Source organism: Microbulbifer harenosus, assembly GCF_005771435.1.
Taxonomy (GTDB): domain Bacteria; phylum Pseudomonadota; class Gammaproteobacteria; order Pseudomonadales; family Cellvibrionaceae; genus Microbulbifer; species Microbulbifer harenosus.
This window is the reverse complement of sequence record NZ_VANI01000005.1, coordinates 239,280-254,193: the sequence shown is the minus strand read 5'-3', so window position 1 is coordinate 254,193 and position 14,914 is coordinate 239,280. Positions and strand designations below refer to the sequence as shown.

Genomic DNA, 14,914 nt, shown 5'->3' with positions numbered 1-14,914 from the left:
TGAGCGAGATGCCGCTGCATCGTGATGGAGCGGAATCTGCGCCATCCTGCCCGCTGTGCCGCCATCCGGCGGCACGCTTCTATCATCGCGACAAGTTTCGCGAGTACTACCAGTGCGCTGAGTGCGCGCTGGTTTTCGTTCCGCAGGAATATCATCTCTCTCCTGAGGCGGAAAAAGCCTACTACGACCTCCACGAAAACAGCATGCACGATGAGGGTTATCAGCGCTTTCTGAGTCGTTGTGCGCAGCCGTTGCTGGAGCGATTGCCCGCAACCGCCAGCGGCCTGGACTTTGGTTGTGGACCTGCGCCACTGCTGGCGCGGATGCTGGAGCATGCTGGACACAGGATGGCGACCTACGATCTGTTCTATCAGCCGGATACCACCGCGCTGCATCGTCAGTTTGATTTCATTGTCAGCACGGAAGTGGTGGAGCATCTTGCAGAGCCACTTAAGGTGCTGATGGACCTGTGGCAACGTATTGAACCCGGTGGTTTGCTGGTTCTGATGACCAAGCTGGTGGCCAGCCGGGAGCGGTTTGCCAGCTGGCACTATATTCGCGATCCCACACACATCGTTTTTTTCAGCCGGGAAACCTTTCTCTGGCTGGCGCAGCGCTTTCGCGCTGGGCTCGAAATTTGCAGCTCAGATGTGATTATCATGAAGAAGCTGTGACGGTTGTGTGGCGCTGTGCGCGCAGATTCTTCAGGTGTTTACCCGGAAAAGCTTCGCGCGCACGGTAGTGCGGTATTCGCTGGGTGTCGTTGACAGGAACTTCTTGAACAGTGCCGTAAAGTGCCCCATGTCCTGATAGCCGACTTTCTCGGCGATTTCATTGACAGAGAGGTTGGTGGACTGCAGCAGCTCCCGAGCCATATCCACCCGCACGTTCTGCAGGTACTGCAGCGGAGTCTGCCCGGTCGCGAGCTTGAAGCGGCGGTTGAAGGAGCGCACGCTCATGTCAAAGGTTTTTGCCACTTCACTCAGTTTGACATCCTCGCTGCAGTGTTGCTTCAGCCAGGTTTGCGCTTGAACAATATCTTCATCCGGATGCAGGTGTACGGCGCCTTCCGAGTAGGCGATTTCCTCGAATGGTCGGCGGATTTCATGGGAAAAATTACGCTCCACATGGCTGGCAATCGCGGGGCCGTAGAGCTGCCGTATCAGATGTACGGTCACATCGGCCAGTGCGTTGACACTGGCGGCACAGAACAGTCTGTCCGCCTGGGTGATGAAGTACTGGCGTTTGAGGTTGACCTCGGGGTAGCTCGCGGCGAACTGCTCGAAGTAGTGCCAGTGGGTGGTGGCAGGCTTGCCGTTCAGCAGGCCGGCTTCGGCGAGAAAGCATACACCGGTGCCGACCGCGCTGATCGCCGCCCCTTGTTCCGCCTGCTGTTTCACCCACGCAATGATAGGTCCGCTGCGGCGTAGGATTGGCCTCGGGTTTCGCCACAGTGCGGGGAGATAAATGATGTCGCTGTCTGGTGCGTTGGCCAGCGCAACATCTGGCGTCAGCTGAAATCCGGAGCTGGTTCTCACCGGTTTGCCGTCGATACTTGCCGTGACCAGTTTCAGGGCGATCTTTTCACCCTCGACCCGCGCGCGGCTGTCTGCGCCTCGCAACATCTCCAGTGGCAGCATGGTGCCGGTGGAAAGCATCTGGTCGACAAGCATGAATGTGACGGTGGGCATAGGTAACTCTCTGCTGCTGGGCCATCTGCTTTGCGGTTATCGGCGACTGGCGCCCGGCGCGTGGTATCACCTAGGGGTGATTGGCCAGATGCTCAAAATTGCTGGCCAGTATGCCCATAACGAGGCCGAATCGCCAGCCCCTAAACTGGCCCACCATCGAATCTGCCGGGGCAGTTTCGGCTTGTTTAGTACGAATCAGGCAGGAGGTCAGGATGCAGCGCCTACCCGTAATTACCGCATTTGGGGGGTTTAACCCCGCCGGTCGCAGCTCATTTCACCGCGGCTACAAGCGTATGGTGCTCGACAATCTCGGAGCCGCAGAGCGCACGGATATCCTGTCTGATCTCGCGGCGTTGATGGGGCTGCGCACCGGCGATGCCGCGGGTGGAGCGCTCGACACCGAACTTGAGAGACAGGTGCTACAGGGCACCCTGGTACGCGAGCTGGAAACGCGCTTTTACGATTACCGCCACTGCCATTTCCACCAGCCGGCGGAGTTGCGCAATGAGGGTGGATTCGTTTTTGAGATGTCCGCCCGTCAGTTGCCGTCACCACTGCCGGAGGGGTGGCGTGTAGAAACGCTGGATAACGGCCGCGTGCGGGTTTACGCCGCGGAGCTTGCCGTTATGCTCGACAGCTATCGGGAAATCGCGGTGGCGTCCGCCGGCCAGCTGCCCACCGGGTTCGAGCCCGGGGGCCATTACAACTCCCGCTTTCATCCGCGCGGTCTGCAGCTCGCCATTCTCGGCGCTTCCGATGCCGTGCAGTCGCTCGGAATCGACTGGGACCTGGTGACTGCCAAGGCGGGCCCAGACAAAATTTCTGTTTATGCCAGCTCTGCAATGAGCCAGCTCGACCCCAATGGTAATGGGGGTCTCTTGCAGTCACGCTTGCGTGGAGGTCGCGTGAGTTCGAAGCAGCTGGCGCTGGGGTTGACCAGTATGCCGGCTGACTTTGTCAATGCGTATGTGCTTGGTAGTGTGGGCACTACCGGCGCTGTGGCGGGCGCCTGTGCCACTTATCTCTACAATCTTCGCGCCGCGGTGGAGGATATTCGCTGTGGCCGCGCGCGGGTTGCGGTGGTCGGTGCAGCGGAGGCGCCACTGGTGCCTGAAGTGGTGGACGGGTACGCCACCATGGGTGCGCTCGCCAATTTGGACGGACTGCGAAAGATCTTTGGTGACAACATAGACTTCCGCCGTGCGAGCCGTCCTTTCGGCGACAACTGTGGCTTTACGTTGGGTGAGGGAAGCCAGTGGGCGGTGCTGATGGACGACGAACTGGCGCTGGAGCTGGGGGCGCCCATTCACGGTGCTGTGGCCAATGTTTTCGTCAACGCCGATGGTCCCAAAAAATCCATTTCCGCGCCGGGTCCCGGCAACTACCTGACCGTCGCCCGCGCCATGTCTGAGGTGCGGGCAATTCTGGGGGAGGAGAGTTTGCGCCAGCGCAGTTTCGTACAGGCGCATGGGTCCAGTACGCCGCAGAACCGGGTAACGGAATCCGCAATCTTTGATCGCCTCGCGGGAGCATTCGGTATCGAAAATTGGCCGGTATGTGCAGTGAAGGCGTTTGTTGGTCACACCGTTGCCGCCGCTAGTGGTGATCAGCTGATTTCCAGCCTGGGGGTTTTCGCGCGCGGGATTCTTCCCGGTATCACCACCATCGATCGCGTGGCAGATGACGTTTATCACAAGCATCTCTCCCTTTCGCTTTCTCATGTGGAGCGGGATCCGGCGTCGCTTGATGTCGCCTTCCTGAATTCCAAGGGATTCGGCGGCAACAATGCGACCGCAAGCGTGCTTGCGCCGCATGTCGCACAGAAAATGCTGGCTAAACGGCATGGTGACCGCGCGCTTACAGAGTATCGCAAGCGTAATGAAGCAGTTGCCGAGCGCGCAGCGGCCTATGACGCTCGCGCCAGCCGCGGCGACCTGGATGCAATCTACCGTTTCGGCGAGGGCCTGGTGGACGAGGAGGGCATCTCCGTGGAAGGCCACTCTGTTACGCTGCCCGGCATTGCGGGTGCGGTCTCCCTGCCTGTGGAGAATCCCTTCGCGGATATGGTCTAAATCCGCACTTTCACCACGTTCCGGACTCGCCATCGGCGGGTCCGGAATTTTACCGGTTTCTCTTACCGGTGCTCTTCCCGACTTTCTACACTTGTCTGGCAAATCCCCAGTGTTGACTCTTCTTCCGACGATCTGGTCATGTTTTGATCGCATATCGTGGTGTGCCACATCCGGCGCACTGATCAGGACAGTGGATATGGCGGAAATGGTATTCAAACGGACGTTTGAAACTGGCTATACTTGGTCGCGTTGACTGATCCTGGGATACGCGTCATCAGCTGGTTACAGTTGTGTCGCATCCTTGATGGGCGGTAAGCCTTGATTCAGTCGTGCACAACCCCGACCCCCGGACCGGCTCATCCAACCGGGTGAATTTTCGGTCACCAATCAATGAGGTCAATAATGTTATTTAGTGGCAAAGCGCTATCCGTGCAGATGCTGGACAACGGCATCGCGGAACTGAAGTTCGATCTGGAAGGCGAGTCCGTCAACAAGTTCAACCGTCTCACTGTGGCGGAGTTCTCCGACGCGCTGGACGCGATTGAGAAGGCGGGCGATATCAAAGGCCTGTTGCTGACCAGTGGCAAAAGTGTATTCATCGTCGGCGCAGATATTACCGAATTTGGTGGTGCATTCTCCGCTGGCGCGGAAGGCATCGCCGAGCTGATGAACAAAAACAACGACAACATCAACCGCCTTGAAGACCTGCCATTCCCGACCGCAGTCGCGATCAACGGGTACGCGTTGGGTGGCGGCTTTGAAGTATGTCTGGGGTGTGATTTCCGGGTGATGGGCGAGCAGGCGAAAGTCGGCCTGCCGGAAGTGAAGCTCGGCCTGATTCCTGGCTGGGGTGGGACCGTACGTCTGCCCCGAGTTGTCGGCGTAGATGTTGCTGCCGAGTGGATTGCCGCGGGTAAGGAGCAGCGTCCGGATGCGGCGCTCGCGGCTCACGCCGTTGACGCGGTGGTGCCAACAGAGAAACTGAAAGATGCCGCGCTGAAACTGCTCGGCCGCGCTATTGCCGGTGAACTTGACTACAAAGCCCGCCGCGACATCAAAAAATCACCGATTCCGCTGAACGACACCGAAGCATTGATGGCCTTCTTTACCACCAAGGCGTTTGTGGGGCAGCAGGCGGGCCGCAACTATCCCTCACCGGTCAACGCGGTAACTTCCATTGAGCAGGGTTACAAGCTGGACCGCGATGAGGCGCTCAAGATTGAGCAGCAGCAGTTCATTGCCAGTGCGCAAACCGAAACCGCCAAATCGCTGGTGGGCCTGTTCCTGAGAGATCAGGTAATTGGCAAAGTCGCCAAGGAGTGGGAAAAGAAAGCCGACAAGAAAATCGAACGCGCTGCCGTGTTGGGCGCGGGCATCATGGGTGGTGGTATCGCCTATCAGTCCGCGTACAAGGGCACCGCCATCAAGATGAAAGACATCAACCAGGACGGTATCGACCTCGGTCTGAAAGAGGCCAATAAGCTGTTGTCCAAAATGGTTGAGCGCGGCCGCATGAGTGCGAGCGAAATGGGTGAAGTGCTCAATCGTATTGAGCCAACTCTGAGCTACGACGGTTTCGACAATGTCGATGTGGTTGTAGAGGCCGTGGTGGAAAACCCGAAGGTAAAACACGCGGTGCTCAAGGAGGTGGAAGGCAAGGTATCGGAAGATACGGTGATCGCCTCGAATACCTCCACCATCTCCATCGACAGCCTGGCGGAACCGCTGTCGCGCCCGGAAAATTTCCTCGGTATGCACTTCTTCAACCCAGTGCACAAAATGCCACTGGTGGAAGTGATTCGCGGTGAGAAGACTTCCGATAAAGCCATTGCACGCGTCGTGGCCTACGCCAACAAAATGGGCAAAAAGGCCATCGTTGTGCGCGATTGCCCCGGATTCCTTGTGAACCGCGTGTTGTTCCCCTATTTCGCCGGTTTCGCCATGCTGGTGCGCGACGGTGCCGACTTCCAGCAGGTCGACAAGGTAATGGAGCGCTGGGGTTGGCCCATGGGCCCGGCTTATCTGATGGATGTGGTTGGTATCGATACCGGTGTGCACGCGGAAAAAGTGATGGCCGAAGGTTTCCCTGAGCGCATGGGCAAAACCTTTACCGCCGCTTCCGATGTTATGTACGAAGCCGGCCGCTACGGCCAGAAAAATGGTAAGGGCTTCTACGTTTACGAAGAGGACAAAAAAGGTCGCCCGAAGAAAGTCGCCTCCGAAGAGACTTACGAGTTGCTCAAGCCGCACGTGGCCGACCGCCGCGAGTTTGAGAATGACGAGATTGTTGCCCGCATGATGGTGCCCATGGCCACCGAGTTGGCGCGCTGTCTGGAGGAGGGGATCGTTGATTCCCCGGCCGAGGCGGATATGGCGCTGATCTACGGTATCGGCTTCCCGCCCTTCCGCGGTGGGATTTTTGCCTGGCTCGACAGTATCGGCCTGGATAACTTCGTGAAAATGGCGGAGAAGTACAGCGATCTTGGTGAGTTGTATAAGCCCACCGAAGGTATGCGCGAAATGGCCGCGAACGGCAAAACCTACTACGGCGACAAGTAAGGAGAGTTTCCATGAGTCTGAAACCTAGAGATGCCGTAATTGTCGACTATGCGCGTACCGCCATGGGTCGATCCAAAAACGGTGTATACCGCAACGTGCGTGCCGACGACATGTCGGCAGAGCTGCTGAGAAAGTTCCTGCAGCGCAATGACAAGCTCGATCCGAAAGAAATCGACGACGTGATCTGGGGCTGCGTCATGCAGCGTGACGAGCAGGGCTTTAACGTGGCGCGCATGATCGTGCTGCGTGCCGGCCTGCCGCACACCGTTCCCGCGCAAACGGTCAACCGACTGTGCGGCTCCTCAATGTCCTCCCTGCACACCGCGGCCGCCAATATCCAGGCGGGTTTGGGCGACGTGTATGTGGTGGGTGGTGTTGAGCACATGGGCCACCTCAATATGATGGAACACGTTAGCCCGAACCCGATGCTCGGCCGTTATATGGCGAAAGCTGCGGGTTCGATGGGCATGACCGCTGAGTACCTGGCAATGATGCACGGTATCCAGCGTCAGCAGATGGATGAGTTTGGTGCACGTTCCCATCAGCGCGCCGCTAAGGCGACGGAAGAGGGCAAGTTCGCCCGCGAAATCATTGCCATTGAAGGTCACGACGATGACGGCGTGCCGGTACTGGTGGAGAAAGACCAAACCATCCGCCCGGAAACCACGGTAGAGGCTCTGGCGCAATTGAAGCCGGCCTTCGATCCCAAGCACGGCCAGGTCACTGCGGGCACTTCCTCGCAGATCACCGACGGTGCTTCCGTGATGCTGGTGATGTCTGCGGAGCGTGCTCAGGCTCTGGGGTTGACGCCAATTGCGAAGGTGCGCGAGATGACGCTCGCGGGGGTCGATCCCTCTATCATGGGCTATGGCCCTGTACCTTCTACCAAGAAGGCACTGAAGCGCGCCGGTTTGACTATTGAGGATATCGACAAGGTGGAGCTGAACGAGGCCTTTGCCGCACAGGCACTGCCGGTGCTCAAAGATCTCAGCCTGCTCGATGCCATGGACGAAAAGGTGAACCTGTATGGCGGCGCCATCGCGCTTGGGCACCCCTTCGGCTGTTCCGGAGTGCGTATTACCGGCACGCTGCTGTCGGTGATGCAAAACGAGGGCGGCAATCTCGGTGTTTCGACCATGTGTATCGGCCTGGGGCAGGGGATTACCACCATAGTGGAGAGGGTGTGATCCTAACTCGACACCTAAACAATCGGGGCGCCATCCGGCGCCCCGATTGTTTTTGGGTTGCGACAAGTATCGCTTGGGCATCTGGCGGGTTCCAGTGATGCGTATTTGATCCGACTTGGTCGCAAATGCGACTGAATGAGTGTCTGGCGGCGGGCATCTGTTGAAGCCCCGTGTTCGCTGTGGCACAATCTGCTCCCCTCGTTGCAAGCCAGTTGGGTTTTTTTGTAAAACCCCATCAAAATCAAAAGGTTAGCGGCGGGGTAACCGTTGGGGACGTGGTGGAATTGGTAGACACGCCAGGTTTAGGTTCTGGTGCCGCAAGGTGTGGGAGTTCAAGTCTCCCCGTCCCCACCAACAAGATTTGATCAGTCCGTGCCACAAACGCTGTTCTTCCGTGATCGGGAGGTGGCGATGGCGCGGGCTGTTTGTATTTGGCGGCCGGATTGTCGGCGCTGCGCTAATCGCCGGTGCTGGGATGGGTTTCCTTCAGCCCGGCATCTGTGAAGAGAAGAGTCTCACGAGGATAAACATGCAGGTTTCCATCGAAACAACTTCCGGCCTGGAGCGTCGCTTAACGGTCAACTTGCCGGCAGAGGTCGTTGACAAGGAAGTGGACAAACGCCTTCAGCAAGCAGCCAAAACCGTTCGTATCAACGGTTTCCGCAAGGGCAAAGTTCCGCTGAAAGTTGTGCGTCAGCGTTTTGGTGACGGCGTTCGCCAGGAAGTCCTGGGTGAAGTTATGAGCCGCTCTTTTTATGAGGCGGTGCAGAAAGAGCAGGTAAAACCTGCGGGGCAGCCCAGCATTGAGGCCAAGAGTATTGCCCCGGGCGAAAATCTGGAATACGTAGCGACTTTCGAGGTTTATCCGGAAGTGGCGCTGGCGGATCTGTCTGAGGTGGCTGTTGAACGCCCGGTTGCGGAAGTGACCGACGCAGACGTCGACAACATGATTGATGTGCTGCGCAAGCAGCAGTCCAGCTGGAAAGAAACCAAGCGCAAAGCCCAGAAAGGCGACCGCGTGACGATCGACTTCGTTGGCCGCAAAGACGGCGAAGAATTCGATGGTGGGAAGGCGGAAGGTCAGCGTCTGGTGCTTGGCTCAGGCAGCATGATCCCTGGGTTTGAAGATGGCATCATCGGCATGAAACCCGGTGAAGAAAAGGAAGTGGAAGTCACTTTCCCGGAAGACTATCAGGCAGAAAATCTGCGCGGCGCCAATGCTGTGTTCACCATCAAGGTGACCAATTCCGAGAAGCCGGAACTGCCGGAGCTGAATGATGAGTTCTTTGCCGCTTACGGTGTGGATGCCGGTGGTGAAGAGAAGTTCCGCGAGGAAGTGCGCAACAATATGCAGCGCGAGCTCAAAAATGCGGCCCTGAACAAGGTGAAGACCCAGGTCATGGATCAGCTGTTCGGCAAGCATCAGGTTGAAATCCCCGCAGCTCTGGTGAAAAGTGAAGTCAACACCCTGCGCGGACAGATGGTTCAGCAGTTCGGTGGTCAGATCAATCCGCAAGATGCGGCCAGAATGCTGCCGGACACCATGTTTGAAGAGCAGGCCAAGCGCCGTGTGGTTTTGGGGCTTGTGGTGGGCGAGATCGTCAAGCAGAACAAGATTGCCGTCGACAGCGACCGCGTCAAAGCGAAAGTGGAAGAGTTGGCATCTACCTATCAGCAACCGGAAGAGGTGGTGGACTACTACTTCAACAACCGTGAGCTGCTGGCCGGTGTTGAATCTGTGGTGTTGGAAGATCAGGTTGTTGATTTTGTGCTGGATAAGGCGAAGGTCAGCGAAGTGGAAAGCACCTACGACGACGTAATCAAGCCGCAGAAGCAGGCATAAGATTGCGGAAAACGGCCACCACAGGGTGGCCGTTTTTTCTCCTGCATATTTTCCGTGCACTGGGCTGTTGCAAAACATACCCGGGCGCTTCGCAGGTTTTTTTGCCCCGTTACCTGCCGCTTCCGCTGCCCTTTGGAGGCGCTAATTTTGTCTTTCATCGCAACTGGCTTTATCGCCGCTGAGCAGTTAAGCTCAGGTTGATCCGTTTTTCTGAAGGTCGTGTCTTTTTACAGTGGCACGCTTTTAGCCCGCCTAATACGCCGAAAAAGGAAGCATCGTATCCATGGCTTATTTTGACTACCCTGCGAAATCCAGTGACATTATGGCTGCCAGTGGTCTGGTGCCGATTGTGGTAGAGCAGACCGCGCGAGGTGAGCGCTCTTTCGATATCTATTCCCGCCTCCTGAAAGAGCGGGTAATTTTTCTGGTGGGTCCTGTAGAAGACCATATGGCCAATCTGGTGGTGGCTCAGCTGTTGTTCCTGGAAGCGGAAAATCCGGACAAGGACATTCATCTGTACATCAACTCACCGGGTGGTTCGGTAACTGCGGGGATGTCTATTTACGACACCATGCAATTCATCAAGCCGGACGTCAGCACCATGTGCATCGGCCAGGCCTGCAGCATGGGTGCCTTCCTGCTTACTGCCGGCGCCAAGGGCAAGCGTTTCGCTACCCCGAACTCCCGCGTCATGATTCACCAACCCAGTGGTGGCGCACAGGGGCAGGCATCCGATATTCATATTCATGCCCAGGAAATTCTCAAGATCCGCAAGCGTCTGAATGAGCTGATGGCGCACCATGCTGAGCGCAGTGTGGCGGATATCGAGCGGGACACAGAGCGTGACCACTTTATGAGCGCAGATGAAGCTAAAGAGTACGGGCTGGTAGACGACGTGCTTACCCGTCGCCAACTGCCGGTCAAGTGACGTCCCCCTCTACCTGATTAGATGCGGAATATCTATAGACCGGTGGGGCACTGGAGTGTTGTCCTATCGGTTTGACCGCGAGTGAAAATATTCTCCGGACACCTGCGGTCGGCTGGACGGAGAGAGGATAAAAAACTTGAAAATCCTGCTAAAAGGCCGCATCTTGGTTACCAACCCTATTTGCCGCCGCATTTCGGTTGGCTGCCCTGACCACGGAGTACATAGATGACTGAAAAGAACAGCGGAGACGAAAACGGCAAGCTCCTTTACTGTTCCTTCTGTGGCAAAAGCCAACAGGAAGTACGAAAACTTATCGCTGGTCCATCTGTTTACATTTGCGATGAGTGTGTAGAACTTTGTACGGATATCATCCGCGAAGAGGTACAGGATGCCGTAGACGGCGACGATTCCCGCCTGCCTACCCCCCAGGAAATTACCGAGATCCTCGATCAATATGTGATCGGGCAGGTTCGCGCCAAGAAGGTGCTGGCGGTTGCGGTATACAACCACTATAAGCGTCTGCGCACGACCAAGAGTGCAAAGGGCAAAGAGGATGTTGAGCTGGGCAAGTCCAACATCTTGCTTGTTGGCCCAACGGGTAGTGGTAAAACTCTGCTGGCGGAAACACTGGCGCGCTTGCTGAATGTGCCGTTCACCATCGCGGACGCCACCACGCTGACTGAGGCCGGCTACGTTGGGGAGGATGTCGAGAACATCATCCAGAAGCTGCTGCAGAAGTGTGATTACGATGTGGAAAAGGCCCAGCAGGGCATTGTCTATATCGACGAAATCGACAAAATTTCCCGCAAGTCGGACAATCCTTCCATCACCAGAGACGTTTCCGGTGAAGGGGTGCAACAAGCACTGTTGAAACTGATTGAAGGGACGGTCGCGTCCGTACCTCCCCAGGGGGGACGCAAACATCCGCAGCAGGAGTTCCTGCAGGTGGATACGTCGAACATCCTGTTTATCTGTGGTGGCGCCTTTGCGGGTCTCGACAAAGTGATTCGAGATCGCTCCGAGAAGGGTGGCATTGGTTTCTCCGCGGAAGTGAAATCCAAAGACAGCAAGGGCAACTTCGGTGAAATCCTGTTGGACCTGGAGCCGGAAGATCTGGTCCGCTACGGTCTGATTCCGGAGTTTGTTGGCCGTCTTCCGGTGACAGCTACCCTTGAGGAACTGGACCGCGCCGCATTGGTGCAGATCCTGACAGAACCCCGCAACGCATTGACCAAGCAGTATGCCAAACTGTTTGAAATGGAAGGTGTCGAGCTGGATTTCCGCGCAGATGCGCTGGATGCCGTGGCCGCCAAAGCCATGGAACGCAAGACCGGCGCCCGCGGGTTGCGTTCGATAATGGAGTCGGTGCTGCTGGAGACCATGTACGACATTCCGTCTATGGATAACGTGGCTAAAGTGGTCATTGATGAAGCAGTCATCAAAGGCGAGTCCACACCGCTTCTGGTGTACCAGCAGGCCGAAGCCCAGAAAGCTGCGCCAGAGGAGTGAGTCGCTGGAAATCTCATTGTGTTCCTATGAAAGCCCCAATTTGGGGCTTTTTTTGTGTCTGAGGTCCGCCCGATCTTGATGGGGTACTATCTTTGCGGCAGAGATCCTTTATGTGGATTGAAATTGCGCAGAAGCGGAACATCACGGCTCTGCAGAACGCTACCGGTTGCGGTGAATTAAACTTATTTTACTGCGAGGGTTCCACTGACCTTGTTATTCTGGGGGGAGCCCCCACTAAGATTGCAGACTGGCGCTCAACCGGGACCCTCAGACATATGCCCGGTGATGGATAAGTCGCCAAATTGGGGTGGTTAGCCGCCATCCCCAGGCCGAGAGGAGTTATATGGACCAGCCATCCGAGAACTTGAACGAATACCCCCTGTTACCGCTTCGCGACGTTGTGGTTTACCCCCATATGGTGATCCCGTTGTTTGTGGGCCGGGAAAAGTCCATTGATGCGCTGGAACAGGCCATGCGCAGTGACAAGCAGGTGTTACTGGTGGCACAGCGACAGGCATCGGAAGATGACCCAGGCGCCGACGATGTGTACCGAGTGGGAACCGTTGCCAGCGTGCTGCAATTGCTGAAGCTCCCCGATGGAACGGTCAAGGTGCTGGTTGAAGGCGGGCACCGGGTCAAAGTGGAAGAAATTACCGAGGGCGATGGCCATTATCGCGCGACGGTTTCGCCACTGGAATCTGAGGATTTGCCGGAAGCCGAAGCCGAAGCACTGGTGCGTTCCGCCATGTCCCAGTTCGAGCAATACGTGACGGTCAGCAAAAAAGTGCCCAATGAAGTAATGACCTCCCTGTCTGGTATTGATGAACCGGGGCGTCTTGCGGATACGATTGCGGCGCACATGTCGCTGGATCTGCCCCAGAAGCAGGAGCTGCTGGAAACCATCAGTGTCAAGGAGCGTCTCGAACACCTGCTCGGTCTGATGGACTCGGAGATCGACCTGATTCAGGTCGAGAAACGCATCCGTGGCCGGGTGAAAAAGCAGATGGAGAAGAGCCAGCGCGAGTATTACCTGAACGAGCAAATGAAGGCGATTCAGAAAGAGTTGGGCGAAATTACCGAAGAGCCCAACGAGGTCGAAGAGCTGGAACGGAAAATTGCCGATTCCGGAATGTCTGCCGAGGCGGAGAAAAAAACGCGCGCTGAGTTAGGCAAGCTGAAAATGATGTCGCCGATGTCTGCAGAAGCCTCGGTGCTGCGCAGCTACATCGACTGGATGCTCAGTGTACCCTGGAAAAAAGCCAGTCGCGTGCGCCATGACCTGATAAAGGCGGAAGAGATTCTGAATAAGGATCACTACGGACTGGAGGAAGTGAAAGAGCGAATTCTTGAATACCTCGCGGTTCAGAAGCGCGTCAAGAAGGTCAAGGGACCAATTCTTTGTCTGGTAGGTCCTCCCGGTGTGGGTAAAACTTCCCTCGGTGAATCCATTGCCCGCGCAACCAATCGTAAATATGTGCGTATGGCGCTTGGTGGCGTGCGCGACGAAGCAGAGATCCGCGGCCATCGCCGCACCTATATTGGCTCTCTGCCGGGGAAACTGATCCAGAAGATTGCGAAGGTGGGTGTTAAGAACCCTCTGTTTTTGTTGGATGAAGTCGACAAAATGGGCATGGATCACCGCGGCGATCCGGCTTCTGCACTGCTCGAGGTGCTCGACCCGGAGCAGAACAAGTCGTTCAATGATCACTATCTTGAGGTCGACTATGACCTGTCCGATGTGATGTTTGTGTGCACATCCAATTCCATGAACATTCCGGGGCCATTGCTGGACCGGATGGAAGTCATCCGAATTCCTGGCTACACCGAAGATGAAAAACTGAACATCGCCCAGCGCTATCTGATTCCGAAACAGCGCAATGCGGCTGGTCTCAAGCAAGAAGAGCTCGACGTAACCGATGAAGCCATCCGTGATGTCGTCCGCTATTATACCCGTGAGGCGGGGGTGCGTGGCCTCGACCGGGAAATGGCAAAAATTTGTCGCAAGGTGGTTACCGAGCATGTGCGCAAAGGTGCGTCCAGCAAGGTAATCGTTAAGTCGGAGCATCTGGAAGAATTACTCGGTGTCCGCAAGTTTGACTACGGGCGCGCTGAAGAGGAAAACAAGATCGGCCAGGTGACCGGACTCGCCTGGACCGAAGTGGGTGGCGAGCTGCTCACGATTGAGGCTTCTGCCGTTGCCGGTAAGGGGCGAGTGATCAAGACTGGTTCTCTCGGCGACGTTATGCAGGAGTCTATTCAGGCGGCGTTGACAGTAGTGCGCGCGCGGGCCCAGGCTCTGGGTGTTGCTCCGGATTTTCATGAGACCCGGGATGTCCATATACATGTGCCTGAAGGGGCGACGCCTAAAGATGGTCCGTCTGCGGGTATTGCCATGTGTACGGTGCTCGCATCCGTGTTAACCAACATCCCGGTGCGCGCAGATGTGGCGATGACTGGCGAGATCACCCTGCGTGGTGAGGTGCTGCGAATCGGTGGTCTTAAAGAGAAATTGCTGGCCGCTCATCGCGGCGGTATCAAGACGGTCCTGATTCCTGCTGACAACGAGCGCGACCTGAAGGATATTCCGGATAATATCCAGCAGGATCTCGTGATCAAACCGGTTAAGTGGATTGACCAGGTATTTGAATACGCGCTGGAAAAAATGCCGAGCCCGATGAGTGATGAGGAATACTCTGCACTGCAGAAACAGGCGGAAGAGCGTTCGCAGCGCTCCATGCAGACACACTGATCGAGAAATAACCGAACTTGTGCGAATAGCTTCGGGAAAACAGGAGGGCTTTCGAGCCCTCTTTTTGTGGGTGTTTTTTGAGCTTTTGTACTTTCCTTGACCGCCATACCGGCTAGATAGAGCAGGGAATTCCACGAATTCCAACCTGCGTATCTGGCGTAATGCTTTTATTTGTGCATCGAATAAAAAACCATTGAACAGGGAGATAGAAGTCGCGTAGAGTACGCACCCTGCGCGAGTGCAGGCTAAAAAATGAACTCGAAGGGCATTGCCTGAACAGGCGAGAGTTAAAAGTGTCCAACTCCCCGCAAAGCCGCGTGGTTCCTTGACCCACCAACAGGCAGTTGGTATAAAACGTGGCTTGTTGCGCTGCGGG

At 56.4% G+C, this 14,914-nt stretch carries 9 protein-coding genes and 1 tRNA gene; 9 read left to right on the top strand and 1 reads right to left on the bottom strand.

Annotation, left to right across the window (positions count from 1 at the left end; genetic code table 11):
• Window positions 1–8 precede the first annotated feature (8 nt).
• The gene (locus FDY93_RS05620) at window positions 9–674 is read left to right on the top strand and encodes a class I SAM-dependent methyltransferase (RefSeq protein ID WP_138234758.1); all 666 of its coding nucleotides are present in this window, start codon (window positions 9–11) and stop codon (window positions 672–674) included.
• A 30-nt stretch (window positions 675–704) separates the two neighbouring features.
• On the opposite strand, the gene FDY93_RS05615 is transcribed toward FDY93_RS05620, so the two are convergent.
• Window positions 705–1,691, bottom strand: coding sequence for a GlxA family transcriptional regulator (locus FDY93_RS05615; RefSeq protein ID WP_138234757.1), 987 nt, complete (start codon window positions 1,689–1,691; stop codon window positions 705–707).
• Window positions 1,692–1,903: 212 nt separating this feature from the next.
• Here FDY93_RS05615 and FDY93_RS05610 point away from each other — a divergent pair, with 212 nt between their 5' ends.
• The 8 genes from FDY93_RS05610 (at window position 1,904) to lon (ending at window position 14,538) form a co-directional block, all read left to right on the top strand.
• Entirely contained in the window at window positions 1,904–3,763 is a 1,860-nt protein-coding gene (locus FDY93_RS05610) for a beta-ketoacyl synthase (protein WP_138234756.1), read from the top strand.
• 402 nt (window positions 3,764–4,165) lie between these two features.
• A complete protein-coding gene (gene fadB / locus FDY93_RS05605) occupies window positions 4,166–6,322 on the top strand; it encodes a fatty acid oxidation complex subunit alpha FadB (protein WP_138234755.1) in 2,157 nt (718 codons plus the stop codon).
• Between the two features lie 11 nt (window positions 6,323–6,333).
• Complete coding sequence (gene fadA, locus FDY93_RS05600; RefSeq protein WP_138234754.1) at window positions 6,334–7,509, top strand: acetyl-CoA C-acyltransferase FadA; 1,176 nt, start codon at window positions 6,334–6,336, stop codon at window positions 7,507–7,509.
• Between the two features lie 269 nt (window positions 7,510–7,778).
• Window positions 7,779–7,863: transfer RNA gene (locus tag FDY93_RS05595), tRNA-Leu, on the top strand.
• Window positions 7,864–8,038: 175 nt separating this feature from the next.
• On the top strand, window positions 8,039–9,352 hold the full coding sequence (gene tig, locus FDY93_RS05590) for a trigger factor (RefSeq protein ID WP_138234753.1): 1,314 nt from the start codon (window positions 8,039–8,041) through the stop codon (window positions 9,350–9,352).
• A gap of 283 nt (window positions 9,353–9,635) precedes the next feature.
• Window positions 9,636–10,280, top strand: coding sequence for an ATP-dependent Clp endopeptidase proteolytic subunit ClpP (gene clpP / locus FDY93_RS05585; protein ID WP_171018900.1), 645 nt, complete (start codon window positions 9,636–9,638; stop codon window positions 10,278–10,280).
• A 225-nt stretch (window positions 10,281–10,505) separates the two neighbouring features.
• Complete coding sequence (clpX, locus tag FDY93_RS05580) at window positions 10,506–11,789, top strand: ATP-dependent Clp protease ATP-binding subunit ClpX (protein ID WP_138234752.1); 1,284 nt, start codon at window positions 10,506–10,508, stop codon at window positions 11,787–11,789.
• Window positions 11,790–12,132: 343 nt separating this feature from the next.
• A complete protein-coding gene (lon, locus tag FDY93_RS05575) occupies window positions 12,133–14,538 on the top strand; it encodes an endopeptidase La (protein ID WP_138234751.1) in 2,406 nt (801 codons plus the stop codon).
• The last annotated feature ends 376 nt before the right edge of the window (window positions 14,539–14,914 follow it).